Genomic DNA, 26160 nt, shown 5'->3' with positions numbered 1-26160 from the left:
CAGAATGGAATTGAAAGAAAGCCTGAAAAAGAGAGTAGAACTGTTTAAGAAAGAAAATCCTGTTGCTGACATGGTAAAGGACAGGATCACTGCACCTTCCATGCCGTTTTTCGGGGAGGAAATTTTAGAGAAAGCAGTGACAGCCATTCTGGAGGGGGAGAATATCCTTCTCTGCGGAGACAAGGCCACGGGAAAGAATGTACTTGCCGAGAATCTGGCATGGATTTTCGGAAGGCCGCTTTACAATGTATCTTTCCATGTGAATACGGACAGCAGCACTTTGATCGGCACAGATACCTTTGTGGGCAATGAGGTAAAGCTTCGGAAAGGACCTATTTACCAGTGCGCCAGATACGGGGGATTTGGAATTTTGGATGAGATCAATATGGCAAAGAATGATGCGGTCTCCGTCCTCCATGCAACGCTTGACTACAGACGGGTGATTGATGTACCGGGATATGACAAGATAGATCTGGACCCGGCTGCCAGGTTTATCGCTACCATGAATTATGGGTATGCGGGGACTAAGGAGTTAAATGAGGCACTGGTCTCCAGGTTCATGGTGATCAATATGCCGTCCATGACGGAAGACAGGCTCATGGGAATCTTAAAGAGCGCGTTTCCTGATGTGAAGGACGGGGCACTTGAACAGTTCTCAGGACTTTTCCTGGATCTGCAGCTCAAGGCAAAAAACGGTGAGATTTCAACCAAAGCGGTGGATATGCGTGGACTGATTGGGGCATTGAAGCTGATAAAAGGCGGTTTAAACCCGGTTGATGCCATTGATATGGGAATCACGGATAAATGTTTCGACGCGTTTGAGAGAGAGCTGATCGCTGATATTGTCATGACCCGGATACCTGAGGAGTGGACCAGCAGCGATGTATTTTAAACAGACGCATATGGGGAGATGTATTGTATGGAAAACGAAGATAGATGGGAAGCAGAGGCAAACCGTCTGGATATCCAGAACAGGATTAGGAATCTCATGTGGACGGTCAGCCAGGATTATGAACTGGACATTGAGGTGGATCCGGAGGCCTGGCAGAAGTCAAAATACATTGCCTTTTATGATGCTGTCCGGCATGGAGGATTTGCCAGGTATTTCAGCGTTGAAGAGTATGAGTCTTACATAACGAAAAAGGTCTATGCCGGCTGGGAACCGTCTGTGCTCCTTGCACTGGGAAGATTGTGTATTGACTGCGCTGTGTATAAAAAGCTGGAAAAGGAGCGGCGCGGCGTGGCGTCCATACGGCGCAGAGCCATGCGGGATACGCTGGAAAAGGACAGCATGAGGCTTACGCATACGGATTGGGGTAATATAGAAGCATGCTATCTGCGGTATATGCTGGATAAAACGGAGGCGGATGAGAGAAACCAGAGACTGATACAGCTTATCTGTACGCTGGAAGACGCAGAGGATACGTCACAGATTGTAAATTGTCTCGGTGCTGTATATGAGGGGGCATATGCCAAGGGATTTACGAAGAAGTTCAAGGGCCTCAGCGAGGAACTCAGGGATTCTGAGGAGAACAGCAAAGAGTATACGGATAAAGAGAATCTGGAGGAGGAATCCGAGGAGAGTGAGGATGAGCATAAGGTAAATCTTTTTACCGATGAACTGATGGAGGAGGAAGAGCTGCTGAACCGGCACAAGGCAAATGTGATCGTGCTGGACGAGGAATCTTCCGCCCGCCTGGATGAGTATGTGGAGCTTAATTATGGAAGGAGCTATCTGTCTGTCCAGGAACAGAAGCATCAGAACAGCCAGGTCTGCAGGGGCAGCCATGAGGGCTGTCGTCTGCATTTTACAGACGGGCTGCTGCACGGGGATCTGGAGGAGAGCGCCAAGGCTGAGTATGTAAAAAAGGTCAGAGATGATAATCTCAGGGTGTTGAATCTGAACCAGATGGTGACCAGACAGAATGTGCAGATGCTGGCAAATACACTGAAGCGGGCACTTCTTACCAGAAATGAGAGGGAAGTGGTGTCCAGTGAGTATGGGAGTATCTGTGCAAGAAAGTTGTGGAATCTGGGGAGGACAGACAACAGAAGGCTGTTTGAGCGCGAAATTATACGGGATAACACGGATTTCGCTGTGGAGATATTGATTGATGCAAGCGGCTCCCAACAGGGCAGACAGGCCCTTGTAGCGCTTCAGGGATATATTATCAGTGAGGCCCTGAGCATTGTGAGAATTCCGCAGAGGGTTATGGGATTCTGTACTTTTGGAGATTTTACTATTATGCAGAGATTCCGGGATTATGAGGATGACAGGGCCGCAAATGAGAGAATCTTTGAGTTCTACGGTTCTGCCAATAACCGTGACGGGCTGGCTGTGAGAGCGGCGGCGGAAAGCCTGGAGAAACGGAAGGAAGAGAATAAGATTCTGATCGTACTCAGCGACGGAAGGCCAAATGATGTGATCGCAGGAAGCCTGAGGGGGAGTAAGAAGGAGGCTTATTGTACGGAATTTGCGGTGAAAGATACGGCTACAGAAGTGCGGAAGCTCAGGAATAAGAGGATTGCAGTGCTTGGAGTGTTTGCCGGGGAGGAGGAGGACCTGCAGGCAGAGAAGAAGATATTCGGGAGAGATTTTGCTTATATCCGGGATATTGGGAATTTTGCTAATGTTGTGGGACGGTATTTGAAGAGACAGCTTCTGGATGTTTAAAAGCGGCTGGCGGGGAATAGGGTTTGTTTCGTGCCCTGTCCTCCTGCCGAGCCTCCTTAAATCCGCTGAGGGGGATGTGGCAGCGGGAGGATAGAGCGCGGAGCGGAATGCGGCAGCAGGAGGCCGGTATTAGTGGTCAGAGAGTTGGTAAGGGGTGTTTTTTCAGGAAAGCCTGGGTGTTGGTAATGCCTTCCGTGAGGACGGACTGGTAGACATCCATGCTGGTGTATTTGTCATAGCGATAGAGACCTTGGGAGAGAAGGTCTTTTTTTATTGTTGTGATGGCTGTTTTCAGGGATGGAGTCTGGCGGCAGAGCATGGTTATGTTGTCGCAGTAAGCTTCGGCTTTGGTAATGGTTTCCCGGTCAAAAAACCAAAGATCAAAGTTCCAGAGTTCATCCATGAATAGGGCGTGAAAGCCGTGGAACCAGACCGTTTTGCCCTCATCGTTGATTTCCTCGCGGGCTTCGTACCAGGTGGGGCGGAAGGTTGTCAGGATATAGAGTGTAAGTGAATGAAGTTTTTCAAGGGTCATGGAATCGTTTTGGATGTCGATGTCCAAATCGTTGTAAACCATCATATCCATACGGTAGCTGCCGATGGGGTGAGGTTCACCGTATTTTTTCAGTTCTTGGCAGAGCCCGGTTTCGTGGAGGAGTTTATCTGCTTTTTCTTTTATTGTCATAATTTTTCCTTTCATTTTTTCAGAATTCAGATGTTGTGGGCGGTGAAGTAGGCACGGAAGCGCACGGCGTCGTCCAGGGTGTGGTGCCAGCCGTATTTTTTCAGATCAATGGTGTGCTCCGGTGTTACGGGGACGCCTTCTTTTTTCAGGAGGGATTCCTGAGTGTGGGGAAATGTAAAGGAGGCGGAACCTGAAAGATATCCTCTGTGGTTTACAACGCGGTGCGCAGGGATTTCTGGGGAATTCAATCTTTTGTTCAGGGCGTAGCCAACCTGGCGGGAATGGGTGGGCATGCCGCATAACAGGGCAATTTGGCCGTAGGTGGCAGCCCTGCCGCAGGGAATCTGCCTGCATACATATTCTACTCTTTTGTAAAAATCCATCTTGGTTCCTCTTCTGCAGTAAGTGTTTGTTTTCTTGAGCATACGATAATTTTTTTGAAAAGTCAATGCAGGCAGATGTGTGACAGATCTGTCGAATGATTGAGAAATTGTGCGAATGTTTGAAATTTAGAGTTCTGGATGAAAAAGGTCTGGTAATATTTCACAGAAAAATCACAGTCTTACCTAATTTTTATCACAATTAAAAAATAAAATTAGAAAGGTCAGATTATGGAAGCACAAGATTAAAGGAGGGAACATTTTGATTGAAGTAAGGAATCTTGTAAAAAAGTACGGAAATCATGTGGCAGTGGACCATCTGAACTTTACTGTGGAAAAAGGTAAAATTTACGGGTTTCTGGGACCAAATGGCGCCGGAAAGTCCACTACTATGAACATGATCACAGGATATATTGCGTCCACAGAGGGAGATATTCTGATTGACGGACATAATATCCTGGAGGAGCCTGAGAAGGCTAAAAAATGTATCGGCTATCTGCCCGAGCTGCCGCCTTTGTATCAGGATATGACAGTGATGGAATATTTGAAATTTGTGGCAGAGCTGAAATCCATTCCAAAGGCAGAAATAGAAAAGAACATATCCGAAGTTATGTCAACTACTAAACTGGAAGAAATGAAATACAGGCTGATCAAAAACCTGTCCAAAGGGTACAAGCAGAGAGTTGGCCTGGCACAGGCACTTTTGGGATATCCCGAAATTATCATTCTGGATGAACCCACAGTGGGGCTTGACCCAAAACAGATCATTGAGATTAGGGATTTGATCAAGAGTTTAGGTGAAAAACATACAGTTATCCTCAGTTCACATATCCTATCAGAGGTTAGTGCTGTATGTGATCATGTGCTCATTATTGATCGTGGCAGACTGGTTGCCAGCGATTCACCTGAAAATCTGAGTAAGGTTATGACAGGTGCAAATTCCCTTGAACTTACAGTAAAAGGACCGGAAGAGGAGATCAGAAAAGCGCTTGATATGGTGGACAATATAGAAGAACTTATCTATCATGAGTCCATGGTAAAAGACGCCTGTGATTTTACGGTCAAGATAGCCGGGGACCAGGACGTAAGGGAGAATATATTCTTTGCCCTGGCGGAAGCGAAATATCCTATCTTAAAGATGCAGTCAACGAATATGACATTAGAAGAAGTGTTCTTAAAGCTGACAGATAGCGGGGAGGAAAAAGAAGATGCTGGCGATATATAAGAAAGAAGTGAAGAGTTACCTTACATCCATGGTAGGTTATGTGTTTATGGCATTTATATTACTAATATTAGGTATTTATTTTACTGCATATAACCTGAACTATGCAACACCGGATTTCGGAGCAACTTTGAGTTCGGTTACATTTATATTTTTGATCATAACACCGGTACTGACAATGAGGATACTGGCAGAGGAGAAGAAAAATAAGACAGACCAGTTACTCTTTACTTCACCGGTGGCAGTTTGGAAAATTGTGCTGGGAAAATATCTGGGGATGGTCACGATCTATGTGATCCCTGTTATCATTGCTGCCTGCTATCCCCTTATTATGGGGAAATACGGTACGGTATCTTATCCTATGGCCTATACGGCTGTGATCGGCTTTTTCTTCCTGGGATGCGCCAACATAGCAGTGGGATTATTTTTATCCTCTGTCACAGAGAGTCAGGTTATTGCAGCTGTCCTTACATTCGGCGTTCTTTTCTGCAGTTATGTGATGAACGGAATTGAGTCCTTCTTCTCCCAGACAGCAGTGAGCTCTATGCTGGCTTTTGTGGTGATTGGGATTATAATTGCGTTCATTGTTTATCAGATGACAAGAGATGCGATCCTTACAGGCGTTGTGGGAGTTATATTGGTGGGAGTTACTGTGGTTCTGTATTTTGTAAAGTCTTCTCTTTTTGAAGGCGCCATACAAAAAGTATTGGATTTACTGGCAATCGCAAATCATTTTGATAACTTTGTTGGCGGTATACTGGATGTGACAGGAATCGTATATATGCTTTCCGTAATATGCATTTTTGTATTTCTGACAATTCAATCCATACAAAAACGGCGTTGGAGCTGATTTTGGAGGTCGAAGAAAGGAGAAAATGCAGACATGAAAGAAATAAAAAGTAATATTAATAAGAAAAAAATTAATATTAAAGATATTATTAGTAATAATAAAGAAAACAGACGAAAAAACAGGAAAAATCTGAAGCATGGAACATATAGTATGGGAGTAGTCGCGGTATTCGTGGCAATTCTGGTAGTAGTAAATCTGCTTATCCAGGAGCTTCCGTCAAAATACAGAGAAATAGACTTAAGTACACAAAAGATGTACAGTATCGGAGATCAGACAAAAAAACTGCTGAAGAATCTGGATAAAGATGTTACCTTATATTTTATAGCACAGAAAGGTTCTGAAAGCAGTGATATAGAAAAACTGCTGGAACGGTATGAGGAAAGCAGTGACCATGTAAAGGTAGAGCAGAAAGATCCTGCTGTTAATCCAAAGTTTACCTCACAGTATACAACAGAAGGAGTAAACAACAATAGTGTTATTGTAGTTTCCGGTGATAAAAGTAAAGTGGTTGATTATAACTCCATGTATGAGACCTCTGTGAATTACCAGACATATGCAAGCGAAGTGACCGGGTTTGACGGAGAGGGACAGCTTACTAGTGCGATCAACTATGTGACATCAGATAATATGCCTGTAATGTATACACTGGAAGGTCACGATGAGTCTTCTATGAGCGATTCACTGAAAGATATGATACAGAAGGCAAATATTGATATCCAATCTCTAAATCTTCTTACAATGGACGCTGTTCCGGAAGATGCGGACTGTTTGTTTATTTTTGCACCATCAAAGGATATTTTGGAGGATGAGGCAAAGAAGATTATTACTTACCTGGAAGACGGAGGAAAAGCACTGATTGTATCCAATTATACAGGGGAAGACATGCCTAATTTTGCCTCTGTTTTGGAAAATTACGGCGTGAAAACCGTTGACGGCATTATTCTTGAGGCAGATACAAACCATTATATTTCTCAGAACCCGTCATACCTGCTTCCTAATATAGAAAGCAATGATATTACCTCAAATCTCTCCTCCCAAAGCCGTTATATCCTTATGCCTTTGGCTCAGGGAATTGAGACAACAGATAATTATAGGGATACTTTGACAATTCAGAATATATTAACCACATCCGACAGTTCTTATTCCAAAGTAAATGTGGAAAATATGCAGACAATGGAGAAAGAAAGTGGAGACATTGACGGTCCATTCCATGTAGGTGTGGCAATCAGTGAAGATCTGGAGGATGATAAACAGACGCAGATCGTATATTATTCATCTGAGACACTGTTTAATGACAATATGAATACAATGGTATCCGGTGCAAACTTTGAATTAATTTCTGCATCTGTCAACTGGATGTGCTCAAATGAAGATGGCAGTACAATATCAATATCCAGTAAAAGTCTGGATACGTCGACCTTGACAATACCAGCAGCAGACGCCAGCTTCTGGAGTATATTTGTTATGGCTGTAGTACCGGCATTTTTAGTGATTTTAGGTGGTGGAATCTGGATGAAGAGGAGAAAACAGTAAATGAAGAAAAAAAATACAGCACTTATTGCGGGCATTATCATATTAGCTTTGCTGCTGGTATTTTATCTTGTTCTTCATAACAGCAGCAAAGAGGATAGTCAGGATACTGAGAAAACATCAGAAACGGCATTCGAGACAACTGTAGAAGATATCAGTGAAGCGGTATTCAAATCAGGCGAAAATGAATATAAATTTACAAAAAGTGATGACATATGGAAATACAACGGAGAAGAAAACTTTCCGCTGGATCAATCAGCATTTGGAGAAATTATCAGTAAATTTGAAAAAATAGCTGCTGACAGAGTGTTAGAAAAACCGGATAATATTTCGGAATATGGTTTGGATAATCCAACTGTTACTGTAAGTTTAAAAGATAAAGATGGAAAGGAACAGACGCTGCAATTTGGAGATACAAATTCAGTTACAAGCAGCAGCTATATGACGCTGAACAAAGATAATGAAAAAGTTTATATGGTTTCCTCCACAATTGTCACTTCGCTGCAGTTTGATATCAATGATCTGGCAGAAAAAGAAACATTTCCAAGTATTACAGACATAACAGGCGTCATAATGGAAAGAAATGGACAGACATTTTCAGTTTTCAAAGACAGCAGTTCCAGTACAGGCTGGACTGTAACGGGATGGGATGGTACAAAGAAAGATGCGGGCAGTTCACAGGTATCTGAATTTACTAACCCCATAACAAGTTTATCCTGGAGCAGTTTTATCAGTCAAAATACAGAAGATTTGAGTCAGTATGGACTTGATAACCCGACAATAATTACGATAAATTATCAGGTTACTGAAACAAAATCTACTGATAAAACGAAAGATGACAGTGCAGATACTGCGGATGGCAGCAATACTACAGACAATAAAAGTAAGGATGCTGAAGCTGAGAGTGATACCACAGAAGATACAGAGGAAAAAGTGACTGTCGATAAACAGGAAGTTTTATTAATAGGTAATAAAACAGAAGATAACAGTTATTATGCTAAGCTTCAGAGTCAGTCAGGGGTTTATACTTTAAGCAGTTCTACTGTTGACAATCTCCTGAATGCAGAAGTAAATCAATTCCTCAGTACTTATGTATCAGATTATATTTTTGCCGATCTGGATAAAGTCACTATTGAAAAAGATGGAAATACCTATGAATTTACTAAGAAAACTGAGGAAAAACAGGTAGAGAGTGACAGTGATAAAGAAAATACAGAGGATACAGATACAGAAGAAGAGGAAACAACAACGGTTACTACCTATTATATGAATGGCAAAGAAATAGAACTGTCTGATTTCTCTGAGTTTTACAGTCTTATAAGCGGTATGGAATGCCAGGAACGGTTAGACACGGTTCCTGATATGGAAAATCCACCTGAAATGACAGTACATTTCTACAAGGAAAATGGTGTGGATGTGACTACTGAGTATTATGCGTATGATTCCAGCTTTTATCTGGTAAAAGACAGCAAAGGAAATGCATCATTCGTAAACAAAATGAAAGTAAAAGAACTGACAGAGGCTTTTAATGCCTTTTTAGAAAAACAGAATAAGGAATCATAAAAACAAAAGTATACTTTACAATTGAGTTTATCACATATGAGTAAATAACCTAAAAAGAGTCCTGCAGCCGGAAATGCTGCAGAACTCTTTTTGTAAATGTTTCACGTGAAACATTTAATCAAGAAATATATTTAACTGTTCCATTAATTTATCGGGTGTCTCCATTTGCGGTAAGTGTTTGGCTCCTTTCAAACTAATTGCCTCAACAGCAGGATTACATTCTGTATACTGAGATATAATATCTTTGCTGTCCCTCTCTGCCTCACCTTCAATAATAAAAATACTCTGATCAATTGCCTTTAAAGCATGATTAATATTATTGTTTGTATACCGTCCTATTATGCTGGAAAGCAGATACCTTGAACTGCTCATCCCCTTATGGGCCGCTTCATAATAAGTATCCAGCCATTCTGCAGTCATATTAAAAGGATTATACAAATACTGCTCCGTAAACAGCAGTTGAATATTACTCTGACATGTAATCATATTATAAACCAAAGTTCCAAAAACAGGTATTTCCAAAAGGAACTTATACAGTTTACTCTTTTTATCAGGTATCTTATTCAAAGCATTAAGCGCTGGCGGATTGATCATGACGATCTTACCAAACAAATCTGTTTCATTATGGCAGGCCATCAAAGCAAAGGAGCCTGAATAACCGCTGGTGATAACATCCGTTCTCTCATGAATCACATTTTTAATAAAATCTGAGATAATCTGCACATATAAGTAGTTTGTATATGTGATTCTCTGCTTATCGGACCGTCCGCACCCCAGCAGATCAATGGTATAAACCGTATGGTTTTCAGCCAGCTTATCCACAATCTTATTCCACTCATAAGCTGAGCTATAAACCGTCAAATCATGCACCAACAAAACCGGCGTCCCAGTCCCAATCTTCTTATAATATATCTTCCCAAATCGCCAATTATAATAATTGTTAGCTGTGGACTTCAACATTTCCTTCAACACAGCAGTCCCAAATATAAGCCGATTAATCACATAAATAATACCCGTTGCAATGGAAAAAAGTATACTTGCCGTAATTATTTTATGCCTGGATTTCTTCATAAAACCGTCCACCTCCTGAAAAAGAATATACTAATATTATAAGACATTAAAGTGAATTATACAAGTTAAAATAATTTACAGTCCATAATCAAATAGATAGTCATACGACATAAAGATATATCTTATATTCACATATAGTGCACGTATTGCAGCATATAATAAACATTGTTATTATTAAAGCATACAAAAGGTATTTTAACTTTATTATCACAATCTGCATGATCTACTTTGCAGCATATTTTCCCCCAATTTGTTTAATACAGCCCACTCCACAAATCTTATCTGACAAAAATCTCCTACAAACCATAGTAGATAACTTATCAAAAGCAATTTTTAAACACAATTTCCTAACACATTCTATTTTATGAACGCGATTATTGCACAGACTGTCATATAGAGACTATGCGACATAAAACCTTGTATATTGTTTTAGATTAATTATTTAAAGTTAAATAATATATCTGATTTTTAAAAGAAACAAAAGCAATAGAAACAATAAATTAATAAATCCATAAAATCAGTTGCTGATTTTATGGATTTAATATAGTACAAAACCTTCATTATACATAGTTTAACAAAGCCACACTAAACAAGCCACAAATGCTTCTATAAATGTTTCACGTGAAACATTACAAGTATAATATCGATACAGAGAAAACCAGGATGGGAAGCAGGGGGAGGGCAGGTGTATGGGGAAAACGATGTCTAGTGGAGCGTTCGGGAGATCCACCTGCCCCAGACACTTAATGAGGAGGCCGTTGCCGACGAATTTAGTGACTGGGAGCAGGTTAGCTTCCGGACAAGCGAAACGCTTCGTTTTCCCCATACACCTGCCCTCCCCCTGCTTCCCATCCGTCCGCCCTCTACTCTATTTCCCCATATACAATATAACCAATAAAATACCAATAAAAAAATGTTTCACGTGAAACATTCTTATGGAAATACTCCACAATTAATGCTATAATAAACACGTATATCATAACCAAAAAACACATCAAAAAACTTTTCCACACAGATGAAAAGAGGAGAGTATAATTGGGAAGAATTATAGCTATAGCAAACCAAAAAGGCGGCGTAGGCAAATCAACCACAGCCATTAATCTTTCCGCCTGCCTGGCAGAAATGAGCCAAAAAGTCCTCATTATAGATATCGACCCCCAGGGAAACACCACAAGCGGCGTAGGCGTAGAAAAAGAAAACTTAGACGCCACACTGTATGAACTGCTTCTCGGAGACTGCGATTTATCTGACTGCCTGATTGAAAACGTATTTGAAAACCTATCCATTATCCCGTCTAACGTCAACCTGGCCGGAGCCGAGATTGAACTGGTAGGAGTAGAAGACAGAGAATTTTTATTAAAGAATCATATTGACACCATAAAAGACAAATATGATTTCATCATTATGGATTGCCCTCCATCACTAAATATTTTGACAATCAATGCAATGACAACAGCAGATTCCGTTCTTGTACCCATTCAATGTGAATACTACGCATTGGAAGGACTGACACAGCTCATTCATACCATAGAATTAGTACAGGAACGTTTAAATCCTTCACTTGTTATTGAAGGTGTAGTGTTTACCATGTATGACGCCAGGACAAACCTTTCTCTGCAGGTTGTAGAGAACGTAAAGAGCAATCTGAATCAATCCATCTACAAAACTATTATACCGAGAAATGTCCGTCTTGCAGAGGCGCCCAGTTATGGTCTGCCCATTACACTATATGATAAAAAATCTGTGGGAGCAGAGAGTTACAAACTTCTGGCAGAGGAAGTATTACATAAGGGGGATGAAGAATGGCAGTAAGAAAAGGTGGACTTGGAAAAGGACTGGATTCCATGATTCCGGATACCAGTGCTAAGGTAAAAAAGAAAATCCCTGGCCCAACACCTGCTGAGAATACAAAAGAAGTTGACATAAAAAATGAAAAATCCGTACAGATGATTAAAATGTCAATGATAGAACCAAACAGGGAACAGCCCAGAAAACAGTTTGGGGAGGATGCACTGCTGGAACTTGCAGAGTCCATTAAACAGTTTGGCATACTGCAGCCGCTTCTGGTTCAGAAAAAGGGTGATTATTACGAAATCATCGCAGGTGAGCGGAGGTGGAGAGCCTCCAAACTGGCAGGTATCAAAGAAATTCCGGTTATCATAAAAGAATTTTCTGATCAGGAAGCAGTAGAGATTTCACTTATTGAGAATATTCAGAGAGAGGATCTGAACCCTATTGAGGAGGCCGTGGCATATAAACGGCTTATGGAAGAATTTCATTTGAAACAGGATGCCATTGCTGAGAGAGTATCTAAAAGTCGTACTGCCGTAACTAATTCCATGCGTCTTTTAAAGCTGGATGACCGTGTACAGCAGATGCTTATTGATGAGATGATCACAACAGGTCATGCCAGGGCACTTCTGGCAATAGAAGACCCTGAAATTCAGGTTATGGCAGCAACAAAGGTATTCGATGAAAAATTAAGTGTAAGGGAAACAGAAAAACTGGTAAAAGAGATCCTGAATCCCGCACCTGAGAAACAGGAAAAGCCGGTGGATGAAGCACAGAATCTGGTCTATCAGCAGTTGGAGGAAAAAATCAAACAGATTATTGGCTCTAAGGTGGCAATACACCGAAAGAACAATGATAAGGGGAAAATAGAAATTGAATATTACTCCAAGGATGAGCTGGAACGTATTATAGAACTACTGGAAACGATTAGATAAAATAAGGGAGTTGTGAACAACAGATGAGTAGTTTATTAGAAAGTCTTCAGTCTCACTCCGGAATATTGATGGTTTTACTGCTGGTCGTAGTGGTCATACTGCTGATCTGCGTATTTAACCTTTCATTGGGACTGAACCGGCTAAACAGGAAGTATACGCTGTTCATGAAGGGGAAAGATGGACAATCTCTTGAACGGCTTTTTAAAAGAAAATTCGATTTGATTGAAAAACTGGTGCGCTCCACAGATGACAATGGAGAAGAAATTGAGAAAATATGGAAAGTCATGGACAAATCCCTGAACAAATACGGTATTGTAAAATATGACGCCTTTGAAGACATGGGAGGAAAACTGAGTTTTGTGCTGGCCATGCTTGACAAAAATAATACCGGCTTTCTGCTCAATGCTATACACAGCAGAGAAAATTGCTTTCTCTATATTAAAGAGATCGTAAATGGGGAATCCTATGTAGTATTGAGTGAAGAAGAAGTGGAAGCTCTGAGACAGGCTGTGAATTTCGGTATTTTACAGGAGACAGAGTTAGATGACTGACCGCGGTCTGATAATTTGGCAGATTGAATTGTTGCCACAAATTATGTAAATAATCTTATGTAAACAAACTTGTGAAAACAAAAGGAGAACAGAGATGTTAGACATTAAATTTTTAAGAGAAAACCCGGAAATTGTAAAGCAGAATATTAAAAATAAATTTCAGGACAGCAAATTGCCGCTTGTAGATGAAGTGATCGAGCTGGACAAGAGAAACCGTGACATCAAGAAGGAAGTTGAGGCATTAAGAGCTGAAAGAAACAAAATCTCCAAGATGATAGGCGGGCTTATGAAGGAAGGCAGGAAAGAGGAGGCAGAGGAGGTAAAGAAAAAAGTTACAGCCAATGCTGAGACGGTAGAACGCCTGTCTGCAGAGGAAAGAGAAGTAGAGGAAAAGATCAGAACGATCATGATGACAATACCAAACATCATTGATCCGTCAGTGCCCATCGGAAAGGACGACACGGAGAATGTAGAGGTCCAGAAGTATGGCGAACCGGTGGTTCCTGAGTTTGAGATTCCCTATCACGCAGAAATTATGGAAAGCTTCAATGGACTTGATCTGGACAGCGCCAGAAAGGTAGCCGGAAACGGATTCTATTATCTTATGGGTGATATTGCAAGACTTCACTCTGCTGTTATTTCCTACGCAAGGGATTTTATGATAAACAGAGGATTTACCTACTGTGTACCTCCTTTCATGATCCGCAGCGATGTGGTGACAGGCGTTATGAGCTTTGCTGAGATGGATGCCATGATGTACAAGATCGAGGGTGAAGACCTGTATCTCATCGGAACCAGCGAGCATTCCATGATCGGTAAATTCATTGACACGATCATCCCCGAGGAGGAGCTGCCCAAGACTCTTACAAGCTATTCCCCGTGCTTCAGGAAAGAAAAGGGAGCACACGGGCTGGAAGAGCGCGGTGTATACCGTATCCATCAGTTTGAGAAGCAGGAAATGATCGTTGTTTGCAAACCGGAGGAAAGTAAAGAGTGGTTTGACAAATTGTGGCAGAACACCGTAGATTTATTCCGCTCCCTGGATATTCCGGTGCGTACACTGGAATGCTGCTCCGGAGACCTGGCGGATTTGAAGGTGAAATCCGTGGATGTGGAAGCGTGGTCACCGAGACAGAAAAAATATTTTGAGGTGGGAAGCTGTTCAAACCTGGGTGATGCACAGGCCAGAAGATTAAAAATCCGTATAAATGGGAAAGATGGCAAGTATCTGGCGCATACCTTGAACAATACAGTTGTTGCCCCGCCGAGAATGCTGATCGCATTTCTGGAAAATAACCTGCAGGCAGATGGCTCTGTAAGGATTCCGGAGGCTTTAAGACCTTATATGGGCGGTATGACAGAAATAAAGTAAACATTATGTAAACAAAGTTATGTAAACCTTAACCAGACGGAGGTACGTATTTGCACAGTTATTTGAAATCCATTGGTTTTTCCGGTATAAACGGAAAAAAAGAGGTGGACCGGATTCTTAAAGATGTAATCTTACATTATGATGAGAAGACAGTGATTGAAGACAGAAAAAATCATATGTTCGCGGAAATCTCTAAAACCTTTGGCTGTGATTTTGGAATAACGGTATGCGGAGAATATGATGAGAATAATGAGTTCCAGATGGAATATTATTTTCCGTATTTCCGCGGTACCGGGATTACTACCCAGGAGGACGTGGTAATCGAAAAGCATGCAGGAAAGGAATCTTACGCAGGCGCCTGTGATGACGTGAGAATTGGAGTGACCATTATATTTTATCTGCAGAATGCAGGAGAATATCTAACAGAGAGAAGCCATGGAAATTATTCCAGAGGCTCCTATGCCATAACCCTTGCGGCCCTGGCTAAGGAGGGAAAGATTCTTCTTCCTGTCACAAAGGATGAGAAACAGGAAAAAGAAGAGAAGGAAAATACCATCAACCGCAACCGTATGATCGCGGCTGCACGTAATGGCGATGAGGATGCCATGGAGAATCTGACCATGGAGGATATTGATATCTATTCCATGATTTCCGGCAGAATACCCAATGAAGATGTGTACTCTATTGTAGATACATATTTTATGCCGTACGGAATGGAATGTGACCTGTATAATGTCATGGGAGAAATACTTGACTGCTCCAGAGTCAGAAATGTCATGACAAACGAGGAAGTCTACGAACTCAGAATCTCATGCAATGACCTGGAAATTGATGTGTGTATCAACACAAATGATCTGATGGGAGAGCCTGAGGTGGGACGGCGCTTTAAAGGCGTTATCTGGCTTCAGGGGAGTATTCACTTCTGATTATATTTTTGCATATGTCGTGTTTTGTTGAGATACAGGGCAGAAAAGGGAATAAAGATTTAAGAAAAAGGTATCGGACGCTGTATTCCGGTATCTTTTTTTGTCTGTTAGATTTATTTTGGTTGAATTGCATAAAGGAGAGGCAAAAACATTGACGTTTATGTGAATTCAGCACTATAATGGATATATTGATGGTATTGTATGTGTGTTGGAGGGGCTATGGAAAAGCTATCGGTTAATAATAAAAGCAAAATATATATTATAGACAGTGATTACAGGATCGTCAGCTGCAATGATGCGCTGAAGGAGACTTTTCCCGAATTGGAGTGCGGGCAGATCTGTTATCAGATTCTGTGTAATGAGGATAAGCCCTGCGGGGAGTGTCCTCTTGCCCGGAAGGACGGGGATAATGCCATTTTCTATAATAAAAAGGTTAAGAAATGGGTGGAGGTTAATTCCGGAGCCATTGACTGGCCCGGCTCCGGTATCTGCAGCATGGTTCTGGCAAAGGAGATACATGAGGGCAATAAAAGCCTGTTCTTTAATCTTACCAACCTCACCGCATATGATGAATTGTACGAGCTGAATATTACACAAAATACATACAAAAAACTGTATCAAATGCAGGAAAAATATCCCCCTGTCCCCTCATCCGGCAGTCTTACACAGATGCTTCAGGATACAGGAGAGCGCCTGATCCATCCGGATGACAGGGAAGAGTATTTCAGGTTCTGGAACCTGGATGATATTCTGACAAGGATGGCAAAGGATACAGCGGAAAATGCCGTGAGAAGCCAGTGCAGAAAAAAGATGCAGAATGGTGATTTCTGCTGGATTCTTCAGCTTGTTGTGCCGCTTAGGCATAGCGGGGACGGAGATCAGATCCTTATGTGCTTTATCCAGGATATCAATACCCAGAAGACAAAGCAGATGAAACAGGAGCACAAAAATCAACTGCAGGACAACGCTTATGACAGTCTGACCGGGCTTTACAGGAAGAATATCTTTTTCTCAAAAGCCGATGAATTTCTGAAGGCAGGCGGGGATCAGAGATACTGTCTGATGGCTGTTGATATAGAACACTTTAAGATTTTCAATGAATGGTATGGACAGGAGGCCGGTGACAGATTTCTTAAAATAGCAGGAGGATTTTTTAAAAGGACCCAGGAAAGCAACAAGGGAATCGCCGGTTATATGGGAGATGATGATTTTGTTATCATACTGCCTGATGACAGGGAAACGATTAAAAGTATACAGGATGAGATCTTGAACTACGTAAAGCAGTACGGAGGAAATGCCGGATTCCTTCCTGTATTCGGTATGTATGAGATAACAGATAAAAGCCTGCCTGTAAGCACCATGTATGACCGGGCATCCATTGCGCTGGCATCCGTAAAGGGAAATTATGCAAAACGTGTTTCCTGGTATGATGCGGCAATGATGCAGAAAATTGAGGAAAACCACTTACTTTTATCAGAAGTGCAGAGAGCGCTGACAAACGGCGAGTTTGTATTTTATGGGCAGCCAAAATGTAATATGATGACAGGGAGGATCATAGGCCTGGAATCACTTGTCAGGTGGATTCATCCCGAGCGGGGTCTGGTTCCCCCGGATGAATTTATTCCGGTGCTGGAGAACAGCGGATTTATCGCAAAACTGGATATGTATGTCTGGGATATGGTATGCAGCAGCGTGAGAGGGTGGCTGGACAGAGGATACCGGGTGGTTCCCATATCTGTCAATGTGTCCAGAGTAGATATTTATACGGTTGATGTGGCGGAGTGTTTCTGCGGGCTGATAAAGAAGTACAGGCTGGACCCATCGCTGATAGAGATAGAGATTACGGAGAGTGCTTACGCGGAAAATTATAATATTATCAGAGCGGCTGTGGAGAACCTGCGGAAGTCAGGGTTTACGGTTCTCATGGATGACTTCGGAAGCGGATACTCCTCCCTCAATATGTTAAAGGATGTCAATGTGGACATTCTTAAAATAGACATGAAGTTCCTGGATATGAATGAGGAGAGCGCAGACAGGGGAATGGGTATACTGGAAGCCATAACGAGTATGGCACGGCTGATGGGAATCCGCGTGATCGCAGAAGGGGTTGAGACAAAGGAACAGGTGGATTTTCTCCTGGATATGGGATGTATCTATGCACAGGGGTATTATTTTTACAAACCAATGCCGGTAGAAGCCTTTGAAAAGCTTCTTGCAGATGAAAACAAAGTGGATTTCAGGGGAATCAAGGCCAGGGAGATTGAGAGGTTCCGTATAAAGGATATGTTCAGAGATAATGTGTTCAGTGAGACCATGATGAACAATATCCTGGGCGGAATAGCATTTTATGATGTTTACCGGAACGATGTAGAGCTTATACGCGTCAATGAACAATATTACAGGATCATGGAGACAGACCCTGTAGAGCTTGAGGAAAATAAAGTAAGGATCATCCAATACGTCTATGAGGATGACAGGCGGGAAATGCTGAGCATTTTCCAGAAAGCTTATGAAAAGTCAATAACAGGAGCGGAAGGCGAAGTCAGACGTCTGAAGGGGAACGGTAAGACAATCTGGATGCATATCCATGTGTTTTTCCTGAAGGAACAGGATGGGCACAGATTTTATTACGGATCTGTCAGTGATGTCACCATGCAGAAGGAGAGGGAGGCCATGCTGGAATCTTCCCAGAGAGCACTTGCCGCTGTTCTCAATGTATCGGAAAACGATGCATCCTTTATGAAGCTGACAGAGGAGAACAGAAAGACAGCCGCCACTATATTTGCCCAGATGTCCCCGGGCGGCATGATCGGGGGATACTGCGAGGAGGGATTTCCTCTTTATTTTGCCAATTATGAGATGATCCGTCTGATGGGATATGAAAGTTATGAGGAACTTAACGCGGCCATTAAAGGACAGGTGATCAATACCATTCATCCGGATGACAGGGAGCGGGTGGGCCATGATATTGGCGCGTATTATCCGGGTGCGGAGTACACTACAACATACCGTATGCCGAAAAAGGATGGTTCCTGGTTCTGGACCCTGGATAAAGGGAAAATAATCAGGGCGGAAGATGGAAGAATGGCTATTGTCAGTGCGTGTACGGATATCTCTGAGACCATGATGGTACAGCAGCAGCTTGCGGAGCGCAACGCCATGCTGCTGAGCCAGAACCAGGAGCTCAAGTTTCTGAATTATGACATGCCCGGCGGATATCACAGATGCGCGGACACACCGGAGTATGATTTCCTCTATATCAGTGACAAATTCCTGGAAATGCTGGGCTATACAAGGGCTGAGATACAGGAGCTGTTTCAGAACAAATTTATGCGGATGGTACATCCGGATGACCGGCGCCTGGCTGAGGAAGGCGCTGAGTTACTGAGGCGTAATACCGTATCACATAATCTGGAATACAGGATCTTGGGAAAGCATGGGTATATATGGGTCATTGACCAGAGTAAATATATGAATTTTCACGGAACGTCATTTTTCCAGGGAGTTGTTGTGGATGTGACGGAGACCATGGAACTGAAAAATAAGATGCGGATGTTCATGGAGAATTTCTCAGATAATGTTGTACTTGTACATTATAAGGATGGGATATTCAGGTATGAGATACTGGGAGACGGACTTTTCCGGGAACTGGGATATACAAAGGAAGAGTATGAAAAACCATGGAAAACAGGACAGGAGCTGCAGTCTGTCAGGAGAGAACTGGAGGATGCCATCAAGTCAGGAAGGAACTACCAGGATACCATTGAGATCAAAATGCCGGATAACCTGAAGATATGGCTCAGTATGGACGGCAGGTTTATCAGCGGGGATGAGGAGGGCAGCGTCTATCTCTGCATTTACAGGGATGTGACCTCCATTAAGAAAAAGGAACATGAGCTGTGGCTGATGAGAAAGGAAATTGAGAGTATCCTCCGTCTGGCGGATATCAACGGATGGGAGTGGGATTTCAGAAGAAATATGCTCACGCTGTCTGATATCCAGCATCTGAAGTCAGGGAAAAAGAAGGATACCTCCCGGCTGATAGGGAATTTTCCGCTTTGTTTTCTGGAAAAAGAACGGATGCCTGAAGCGTACAGGGAATCCTTCATAGACATATTAAAGAAATTATACAAAAATAATTTTGGGGCCGGCGCGGAATGTACATTTCCACTGATAAAAGCAGATGGAAAGGGTGTGTGGATCAAGGCGGCAGGGGAGGCAATCTGTGATAAGAACGGCATTCCCGTAAAAGCAGTGGGATATTATCTGGATGTTACAGAGCAGAAAAACCAGGAACTGCGTCTCACTAAAATTGCTGAGGCGGATGCCCTGACCGGATTGTTTAACCGTCAGACAGCAATACCCCGAATCAAGAGTTATCTGGCGGATATGGAGGGCAGGGAGGAAACCGCTGCGATCATCATGTTTGACCTGGATAACTTTAAACTGGCTAATGACGTATTCGGCCATGCATATGGTGATGAGATGATCTGCAAAAATGCCGGGAAGCTGAAAGGGTTTTTCAGAAGCGATGACATACTCTGCAGAATCGGTGGAGACGAATTTCTTATATTCTGCAAGCGGATCAGGGACGCGGATGTGCACGCGAAGCTTGAAAAAGTGATGGAGAGTATGGTCACTGTCCGCAGTGACGGGGAGCATGAGATCGTCTTCTCCGTATCCGCCGGCTATGTCATGATACCTGAACAGGGCATGGAGTTCGATGTGCTTTACAGAAAGGCTGATGTTGCGCTTTTCAATGCTAAGATGAACGGAAAGGGTTCCTTCAGAAAGTATGAAAGTGATATGAAGGAAATCAGATATGAACTGGCAAGGGATAAGTAGCTTTTGGTGAATGACAGGTATCTTGATGGTACCTGTCATTTTGGGCTGTGAAAGAGAACAGAGGGGATTGGAGGATTTTCATGGGAAGAGAAAAGGGAAAGATCCTTGGAAAGGCGAGGATTTCTGTAAAACTGGCATTTCTGTATATGTCACTGCTTCTGGTATCCTGGAGTATTATTTTATTGATCTTTTATCGGGTCAGTGACAAAAATGCCACAGAGTCAGCACAGGCACTCTCAGCTCAGACGCTGAACACGGTCAGTAAAAATATATCAACGCTGATAGACAATACGGCTTACTATTCCAGGATCATTTTGTCCAGCAGTGATATCACAGAGGCATTGGAGCTGAAGGATGGGAAGATGCAGAAGGAGAGTCTGCATCAGTTTACATCGCTTGTGGATACGGAGACCCATATTAACGGTATTTATATGTGGGATATGGAAAGTCATGGATGCAGTATAGATAAGAATCATGTCAGAACTCTCCGCATGGAAGATATCAGGGAGACGAACTGGTATGAGGAGGTCAGGGAACTGGCAGGTTCTTACTGTTTGAAGCTAAATGCTGACCGTGTTCTGACTCAGAGCAGCGCTGAGACTACGGTATCTCTCATCCGGGTGATCAACAACCCCACGGATTACCATCCTGTTGGAATATTGATGATAAATATGGACCCGAATGCATTTGCAGACAGTTACGGGGGATTGGACAGCAAGAGTATACCGGTAATATATGTTCTGGATGATACAGGTAAGATCGTCACTTCCCAGTCGGATATGTCCCTGCCCAGTGTAAAGGAAGCATTGAAAAGTAAGAAAAACAATGACAGTCTTCTTCTTGCGCAGCAGGATATCGAAGGCAATAACTGGAAGGTACTGGCAGGTGTAAGGATTGAAAACGGATTGAAGCAGTCAGGGATCGGCGGGATCATTTTTGCCATGGCAATGATATTTTTGGCCCTGTTCTGCGGGATCGGATATTTTATCATGAAACGGTATGTGGCTGACCCGCTGGAACAGATGGCAGGTTCCATGAACCGCATGAGCGGAAGAAAGTTTGAGAAGATCAGGATGTGGGGAAACAGGTATAACACATTCGGGGAAATGGAGATTCTGGAGACTACATATAACAAGATGGTGGATGAGATAGATGCCTTGATCGAGAGAGTATATGAAGAGGAAAAGATAAAGAGAAGGGCAGAACTGAACGCGCTGCAGGAACAGATGAAGCCGCATTTTCTATATAATACAATTGACGCGATGGGATATCTTGCACTGAGCGGAAAGAATGAGGAGGTATATGATGCTCTGGAAGCTTTCGGCAGCTATTACAGGATACTGCTGAGCAAGGGAAGGGAAATGATCTCGGTCAGGGAAGAGGCAGAGATGGTGAAGGATTATCTGGAACTGCAGAAATTACGGTATGGTGATTCCCTGCACTATGTTCTCAATGTGGACCCGGAGATACAGGGGACTTTTATCTTAAAAATGGTGCTGCAGCCTCTTGTGGAGAATTCAGTAAATCATGGAATCCGTCCAAAAGAAACACCAGGTGTGGTGTATGTGGAGGGGACAGCGGAGGATGGATATCTGAAGTTCACCATAGAGGACGACGGTGTGGGAATGGATGAGGATAAGATCAAAGAGCTGAACAGAGAGAATATAAGCAGCAATGAGAAGAGTTTCGGGCTTCGGGGAACCATAGAGAGAATGAGAATATTCTATGAGTCAGATATAGATTATACAATTCAGAGCACAAAAGGAAAAGGGACAACTATTGTACTGAGGGTGCCTGTCTGTTATGAAGGAGATGAAGGTCATGATGAAAGTATTGCTTGTGGAGGATGAAGTGGGGACCAGAAACCTTCTCAGAATTATTGTGAACTGGGAAGAGTTTCATATGAAGATCATAGGGGAAGCCCAGAACGGCAGGGAGGCACTGTTCCGTATACAGGAGGAAATACCGGATCTGGTGGTTACGGATATTAAAATGCCCATTATGGACGGCATTTCGCTGGCGGAAGAGATCATGAAGAAATATCCGCAGGTTAAGGTGATCATTGTTACTGCCTATGATGATTTTAAGTACGCGCAGAAAGCACTCCGGGCCGGGGCTGTGGATTTTATCTTAAAGCCCTTAAAGCGGCAGGAGGTAAAGGAAGCCCTTGCAAGAGTGGGCAGGCAGATCGAGACAGTGGAGGAAGGGACAAAGGAGGTTATGGAACAGATAAGGGATTATCTGGAGGAAAATTATGCCCAGAGCAGTCTTTCCCTTTCCACAACGGCTGAGAGATTTTACCTGAACCCCAGTTATTTAAGCCGTACATTCAGAAAGAAGACAGGCATCCCATTCGTGGAATATCTCAATAAAGTGAGGATTGAACACGCATGTGATTATCTGAAATCAGGAAACTGGAAGGTGTATGAGATTGCAGAGAAAGTCGGCATTCCGAATCCTGACTACTTTAGCCGTTGTTTTCGGAAATATATGGGGATGTCGGTTAATGATTATAAAAAAAGTAAAATATGTGCGGAATAGGGTAAAAATACTGGGTTCAGAGTGGCGGGGATTTTTTCTATACTGTAACCATAGCAAGTGGTAAGGCATAAAAAGCTATAGTAAGTATCAGGAGGAAAAGAAAATGAGAAGAAAAATAGCAATGCTTTTATGCGCAAGTATGGCAATCGGCCTGCTGGCAGGCTGCGGCGGCAGTTCAGAAGAGAGTAAGGCCTCAGAGAGTAAAGAGGAAAAAGGTGCGGACACATCGGATAAGGATTCAGGGGAAAAGGTAAAGCTTACATTCTGGAAATCACCGCATTCGGATCGTGAGGATGACATATGGGCCGGTATGATCGAGGATTTCAACAAAGAAAATCCGGATATTGAAGTGGAATTTCTCAATGTTGCATGGGATTCTGTTGTGGAGAAGGAGACAGCAGCTTTCTCAGCAGGCAGCGGTCCGGACATCAGTTTCCAGACAGAGCAGTTCCCGCTGTATGCCAAGAATGGATATCTTCTGTCACTTGATGACTATGCGGACGAGAAAAAGTTATCAGGTTATCCGGAGTCGGCTTTGGAATACTGTTCTCATGACGGGAAACTTATGGGAATACCGTTTGTTGCACTGAATTCGGTTATGTTCTACAACAAGGATATGTTTGAGGAAGCAGGAGTTACAAAGGTGCCGGAAACATGGGAAGAACTGAGAGAAGCAGCGAAAAAGCTTACCCAGGATAAAGATGGTGACGGCGAGACTGACCAATGGGGCATGATGTATGAGATGGATGACTACTGGCAGCCACTGTCCTACATTATCCAGGCCGGAGCTGATATGTGGAATAAAAACCTTACCAATATTGGATTTAATAATGAACAGGGTGTGGAGGGACTGACTTTCTTTGACCAGTTGTATCATGAGGATCAGGTAGTTCTTCCACTGGAAAAATATACGAATAAGGATGAGGAGCGGTCATATTTCTATAACGGACAGGTTGCCATGTTCCCACAGCAGATTCATTATACAAATATTATTAAAGAGGCTTCAGATATTAATCTGGGAGCATTTGCCCTTCCGGCAGGACCGGCCAGTGACGAGGAACATGCCAAATGGAATTTTGCCAACATTGGTATGCTGTCCATCTCCAGCCAGACAAAATATCCCGATGAAGCGTGGAAATTCGTTGAGTATGTCACCAGACCGGAAGTTGAAAAGATATATCTGTCAGAAGTGGGATTTTTCTCCCCGCAGCTGGCTACCAATGACATGATGTATGAGGGAGACGAAATAATGGCTGTTGCCGCGGAAGGAATCAAGAAGCTCCAGGTCAGCCCTGCTTCTGATTACGCCAATGCAATGCTTCAGAATCTGAAGATTATGTATGAAAATGTTGCAAGAGGTGAGAAATCACCGGCGGATTCCATCCAGGCTATGTATGATTCTATGAAAGCAATCAGCGGAGAATAAGTTTTGGGACTGAGGGGGGCTTTTACAGGCCCCTCTGCTGTTTAGGAGAAGAGTGTATTTATGAATAAGAGAAGAATTAAGGAATATGCTGTGTCCTATAGTTTTTTACTGCCATTTGCAGTTTTCTTTATCACATTTACAATTATACCTATAGGATACGTTTTTTATCTCAGCCTGCATGACGGTAACTTTCTGCAGGCACAATTTGACTGGGTGGGACTGAAGAACTTTAAGGATGTGCTGCAGACACCGGATTTCCAAAACGCTTTTAAGAACACGTTCATCTATATGCTGATCGAAGTGCCGGTGAGCCAGTTCCTGGGGATCTTTTTTGCCCTTTTGATCAAGAAAAAAACACGGTTTGGACATGTGTGCGAGGTCATCTATTTTCTTCCCATGCTGATTTCCATGGTTGTGGCCAGTGTTCTGATCTCCTATATTTTATCGAACAACGGACCTTTGAATATGTTATTCCAGGTGCTGGGCATGAAGCCCATAAGCTGGCTGAACGGGAGATTCAGTGCAAAGATGGCAGTTATGATACTGGAACTCTGGAAGGGTGGAACTTTCTTTATCTTTGTGTATATGTCGGCAATGCGTTCCCTTCCCGCAGATTGCCTGGAGTCCTCCAGAATAGACGGGGCTAATGTAGTGCAGGAGACAATCTATGTGGTGCTGCCGCTTATCAGAAATGCGATCATTCTGTGTGTGACCATGAATACGATCTGGCAGTTCCAGATATTTGAATCTGTGTATATGCTCACAAACGGAGGGCCTCTCGGTGCGACACAGACCGTGATATATGAGATTTACCAGTACAGTTTTAAATATTACAGAGTGGGATTCGGGGCAGCAGCTTCACTTGTATTTCTTCTTGTGATCCTGTTGATCTATGGTCTGGAGAATCTGTTATTGAGAGAAAAGGATAAAACCAGAAGAAGGGGGAAAAAGAATGAACAGATATAGGGCAAAGAAAAAAGTTTTTTCCTTTTTGAAGACATTTATGCTGTTTTTACTGGTGGTCATCATTGCATTTCCTTTCTGGCAGCTTATTGTATCCTCCATGCTGGATACCAATGCAATCATCAGTTATCCGCCGAAATTCTGGCCCAGCGGAGGCTCACTGGATAATTATACAGAAGTTTTGAAAATGCAGGGCGGGGCATATCTGCGCTGGATGCTGAACAGTGTATTTGTTGCAGGCAGCAATACGGTGCTGGTGGTACTGGTGGCATCCATGGCAGGATACGCATTTGCAAAAAGAAGGTTTCCCGGTTCCAAGGTACTGTTTAATGTGGTGGTCGCGACGCAGATCATTCCCAGTGTTACCACATTGATTCCTCTTTTTCTGATCGTTTCCAAGCTGGGATGGGTGAATACTTATAAATCTCTGGTATTTCCGGGGGTGGCAAGTGCTTTTGGAGTCTATATGATGACACAGTTTATGAAAGATATACCGGATTCATTGATAGAGGCAGCTAAGATAGATGGGTGCAGCAATTATGGGACATTTTTCAAGATTGTACTGCCTATAACAGTGCCGCAGTTAAGTCTTCTGGCAATCTTTAACTTTACGCAGCAGTGGGGAAGTCTGACATGGCCCCTTATCACTGTAAATGAAACTATGATGAAAACCCTTCCCCTGGGCATTGCGTCCATGAAGGATTTAAATGGTACACTGACAGGAACTATAATGGCAGCATCCATGATAAGTTTTATACCTCTGCTTATTGCATTTATTTTTGCAAGTGATAAATTTATAGAGGGAATGACATTAGGAGCTGTGAAAGGATAAGAA

Annotated in this window: 20 protein-coding genes; 17 read left to right on the top strand and 3 right to left on the bottom strand. The window is 42.8% G+C overall.

The genetic code is table 11. From position 1 onward, the window contains the following. Positions 1-4 precede the first annotated feature (4 nt). Both MUB35_RS05410 and MUB35_RS05405 read left to right on the top strand, forming a co-directional pair. The gene (locus tag MUB35_RS05410; RefSeq protein ID WP_186971203.1) at positions 5-892 is read left to right on the top strand and encodes an AAA family ATPase; all 888 of its coding nucleotides are present in this window, start codon (positions 5-7) and stop codon (positions 890-892) included. A 27-nt stretch (positions 893-919) separates the two neighbouring features. Then, on the top strand, positions 920-2674 hold the full coding sequence (locus MUB35_RS05405) for a cobaltochelatase CobT-related protein (RefSeq protein WP_186971202.1): 1755 nt from the start codon (positions 920-922) through the stop codon (positions 2672-2674). 136 nt (positions 2675-2810) lie between these two features. On the opposite strand, the gene MUB35_RS05400 is transcribed toward MUB35_RS05405, so the two are convergent. Together MUB35_RS05400 and MUB35_RS05395 are read right to left on the bottom strand one after the other, a co-directional pair. Beyond that, positions 2811-3359, bottom strand: coding sequence for a hypothetical protein (locus MUB35_RS05400; RefSeq protein ID WP_227211564.1), 549 nt, complete (start codon positions 3357-3359; stop codon positions 2811-2813). A 26-nt stretch (positions 3360-3385) separates the two neighbouring features. Beyond that, positions 3386-3742: an MGMT family protein gene (locus MUB35_RS05395; protein ID WP_186971200.1), complete on the bottom strand. Its 357-nt coding sequence runs from the start codon at positions 3740-3742 to the stop codon at positions 3386-3388. Between the two features lie 259 nt (positions 3743-4001). On the opposite strand from MUB35_RS05395, the gene MUB35_RS05390 reads away from it, so the two are divergent. From MUB35_RS05390 to MUB35_RS05375, 4 genes are read left to right on the top strand one after another with little or no spacing between them, the layout of a single operon-like run. Continuing rightward, positions 4002-4964: an ABC transporter ATP-binding protein gene (locus tag MUB35_RS05390; protein ID WP_033143184.1), complete on the top strand. Its 963-nt coding sequence runs from the start codon at positions 4002-4004 to the stop codon at positions 4962-4964. Then, entirely contained in the window at positions 4948-5811 is an 864-nt protein-coding gene (locus MUB35_RS05385; RefSeq protein WP_033143185.1) for an ABC transporter permease subunit, read from the top strand. The genes MUB35_RS05390 and MUB35_RS05385 overlap by 17 nt, the downstream gene beginning before the upstream one ends. A gap of 33 nt (positions 5812-5844) precedes the next feature. Beyond that, entirely contained in the window at positions 5845-7344 is a 1500-nt protein-coding gene (locus tag MUB35_RS05380; RefSeq protein ID WP_227211565.1) for a GldG family protein, read from the top strand. Beyond that, positions 7345-8904 carry a DUF4340 domain-containing protein gene (locus tag MUB35_RS05375; RefSeq protein ID WP_244805823.1) on the top strand — a complete coding sequence of 520 codons (1560 nt, stop codon included), beginning with the start codon at positions 7345-7347 and terminating at the stop codon, positions 8902-8904. It abuts the gene before it with no gap. Between the two features lie 114 nt (positions 8905-9018). On the opposite strand, the gene MUB35_RS05370 is transcribed toward MUB35_RS05375, so the two are convergent. Beyond that, on the bottom strand, positions 9019-9975 hold the full coding sequence (locus MUB35_RS05370; RefSeq protein WP_054352636.1) for an alpha/beta fold hydrolase: 957 nt from the start codon (positions 9973-9975) through the stop codon (positions 9019-9021). 1035 nt (positions 9976-11010) lie between these two features. Here MUB35_RS05370 and MUB35_RS05365 point away from each other — a divergent pair. The 11 genes from MUB35_RS05365 to MUB35_RS05315 all read left to right on the top strand — a co-directional run bounded on the left by MUB35_RS05365 (position 11011) and on the right by MUB35_RS05315 (position 26157). Beyond that, on the top strand, positions 11011-11787 hold the full coding sequence (locus MUB35_RS05365; RefSeq protein WP_033143188.1) for a ParA family protein: 777 nt from the start codon (positions 11011-11013) through the stop codon (positions 11785-11787). Next, the gene (locus MUB35_RS05360) at positions 11778-12701 is read left to right on the top strand and encodes a ParB/RepB/Spo0J family partition protein (RefSeq protein ID WP_054352635.1); all 924 of its coding nucleotides are present in this window, start codon (positions 11778-11780) and stop codon (positions 12699-12701) included. The genes MUB35_RS05365 and MUB35_RS05360 overlap by 10 nt, the downstream gene beginning before the upstream one ends. 23 nt (positions 12702-12724) lie before the next feature. Continuing rightward, positions 12725-13252: a DUF4446 family protein gene (locus MUB35_RS05355; protein ID WP_033143190.1), complete on the top strand. Its 528-nt coding sequence runs from the start codon at positions 12725-12727 to the stop codon at positions 13250-13252. A gap of 94 nt (positions 13253-13346) precedes the next feature. Beyond that, complete coding sequence (gene serS, locus MUB35_RS05350; RefSeq protein WP_033143191.1) at positions 13347-14624, top strand: serine--tRNA ligase; 1278 nt, start codon at positions 13347-13349, stop codon at positions 14622-14624. A 50-nt stretch (positions 14625-14674) separates the two neighbouring features. Next, the gene (locus MUB35_RS05345) at positions 14675-15550 is read left to right on the top strand and encodes a DUF3881 family protein (RefSeq protein WP_033143192.1); all 876 of its coding nucleotides are present in this window, start codon (positions 14675-14677) and stop codon (positions 15548-15550) included. A 219-nt stretch (positions 15551-15769) separates the two neighbouring features. After that, positions 15770-20395 (top strand): EAL domain-containing protein, encoded by a 4626-nt coding sequence (locus MUB35_RS05340; protein ID WP_186971198.1) that lies wholly within the window; start codon positions 15770-15772, stop codon positions 20393-20395. A gap of 80 nt (positions 20396-20475) precedes the next feature. Next, the gene (locus MUB35_RS05335) at positions 20476-22245 is read left to right on the top strand and encodes a sensor histidine kinase (protein ID WP_186971197.1); all 1770 of its coding nucleotides are present in this window, start codon (positions 20476-20478) and stop codon (positions 22243-22245) included. After that, complete coding sequence (locus tag MUB35_RS05330; protein ID WP_186971196.1) at positions 22217-22936, top strand: response regulator transcription factor; 720 nt, start codon at positions 22217-22219, stop codon at positions 22934-22936. Before MUB35_RS05335 ends, MUB35_RS05330 begins: the two co-directional genes overlap by 29 nt. 103 nt (positions 22937-23039) lie before the next feature. Further along, positions 23040-24362, top strand: a complete 1323-nt coding sequence (locus MUB35_RS05325; RefSeq protein WP_054352631.1) for an ABC transporter substrate-binding protein — start codon at positions 23040-23042, stop codon at positions 24360-24362. Between the two features lie 60 nt (positions 24363-24422). After that, entirely contained in the window at positions 24423-25328 is a 906-nt protein-coding gene (locus MUB35_RS05320) for a carbohydrate ABC transporter permease (protein WP_186971195.1), read from the top strand. Further along, positions 25315-26157 carry a carbohydrate ABC transporter permease gene (locus tag MUB35_RS05315; protein WP_033143197.1) on the top strand — a complete coding sequence of 281 codons (843 nt, stop codon included), beginning with the start codon at positions 25315-25317 and terminating at the stop codon, positions 26155-26157. The genes MUB35_RS05320 and MUB35_RS05315 overlap by 14 nt, the downstream gene beginning before the upstream one ends. Positions 26158-26160: the final 3 nt, after the last annotated feature.

Source organism: Blautia sp. NSJ-175 (genome assembly GCF_022867815.1).
GTDB classification, from domain to species: Bacteria; Bacillota; Clostridia; order Lachnospirales; family Lachnospiraceae; genus Blautia; species Blautia celeris.
The sequence above is the reverse complement of the archived record's forward strand: the minus strand, read 5'-3'. Positions and strand labels throughout refer to the sequence as shown.

Bases quoted from the DNA above. Each gene is read 5' to 3' on its own strand.
- MUB35_RS05325 (WP_054352631.1), top strand. From the start codon at position 23,040: ATGAGAAGAAAAATAGCAATGCTTTTATGCGCAAGTATGGCAATCGGC.
- MUB35_RS05330 (WP_186971196.1), top strand. From the start codon at position 22,217: ATGATGAAAGTATTGCTTGTGGAGGATGAAGTGGGGACCAGAAACCTT.
- MUB35_RS05380 (WP_227211565.1), top strand. From the start codon at position 5,845: ATGAAAGAAATAAAAAGTAATATTAATAAGAAAAAAATTAATATTAAA.
- MUB35_RS05320 (WP_186971195.1), top strand. From the start codon at position 24,423: ATGAATAAGAGAAGAATTAAGGAATATGCTGTGTCCTATAGTTTTTTA.
- MUB35_RS05315 (WP_033143197.1), top strand. From the start codon at position 25,315: ATGAACAGATATAGGGCAAAGAAAAAAGTTTTTTCCTTTTTGAAGACA.
- MUB35_RS05355 (WP_033143190.1), top strand. From the start codon at position 12,725: ATGAGTAGTTTATTAGAAAGTCTTCAGTCTCACTCCGGAATATTGATG.
- MUB35_RS05340 (WP_186971198.1), top strand. From the start codon at position 15,770: ATGGAAAAGCTATCGGTTAATAATAAAAGCAAAATATATATTATAGAC.
- MUB35_RS05370 (WP_054352636.1), bottom strand. From the start codon at position 9,975: ATGAAGAAATCCAGGCATAAAATAATTACGGCAAGTATACTTTTTTCC.
- MUB35_RS05375 (WP_244805823.1), top strand. From the start codon at position 7,345: ATGAAGAAAAAAAATACAGCACTTATTGCGGGCATTATCATATTAGCT.
- MUB35_RS05360 (WP_054352635.1), top strand. From the start codon at position 11,778: ATGGCAGTAAGAAAAGGTGGACTTGGAAAAGGACTGGATTCCATGATT.
- MUB35_RS05335 (WP_186971197.1), top strand. From the start codon at position 20,476: ATGGGAAGAGAAAAGGGAAAGATCCTTGGAAAGGCGAGGATTTCTGTA.
- MUB35_RS05400 (WP_227211564.1), bottom strand. From the start codon at position 3,359: ATGACAATAAAAGAAAAAGCAGATAAACTCCTCCACGAAACCGGGCTC.
- serS (WP_033143191.1), top strand. From the start codon at position 13,347: ATGTTAGACATTAAATTTTTAAGAGAAAACCCGGAAATTGTAAAGCAG.
- MUB35_RS05385 (WP_033143185.1), top strand. From the start codon at position 4,948: ATGCTGGCGATATATAAGAAAGAAGTGAAGAGTTACCTTACATCCATG.
- MUB35_RS05405 (WP_186971202.1), top strand. From the start codon at position 920: ATGGAAAACGAAGATAGATGGGAAGCAGAGGCAAACCGTCTGGATATC.
- MUB35_RS05395 (WP_186971200.1), bottom strand. From the start codon at position 3,742: ATGGATTTTTACAAAAGAGTAGAATATGTATGCAGGCAGATTCCCTGC.
- MUB35_RS05410 (WP_186971203.1), top strand. From the start codon at position 5: ATGGAATTGAAAGAAAGCCTGAAAAAGAGAGTAGAACTGTTTAAGAAA.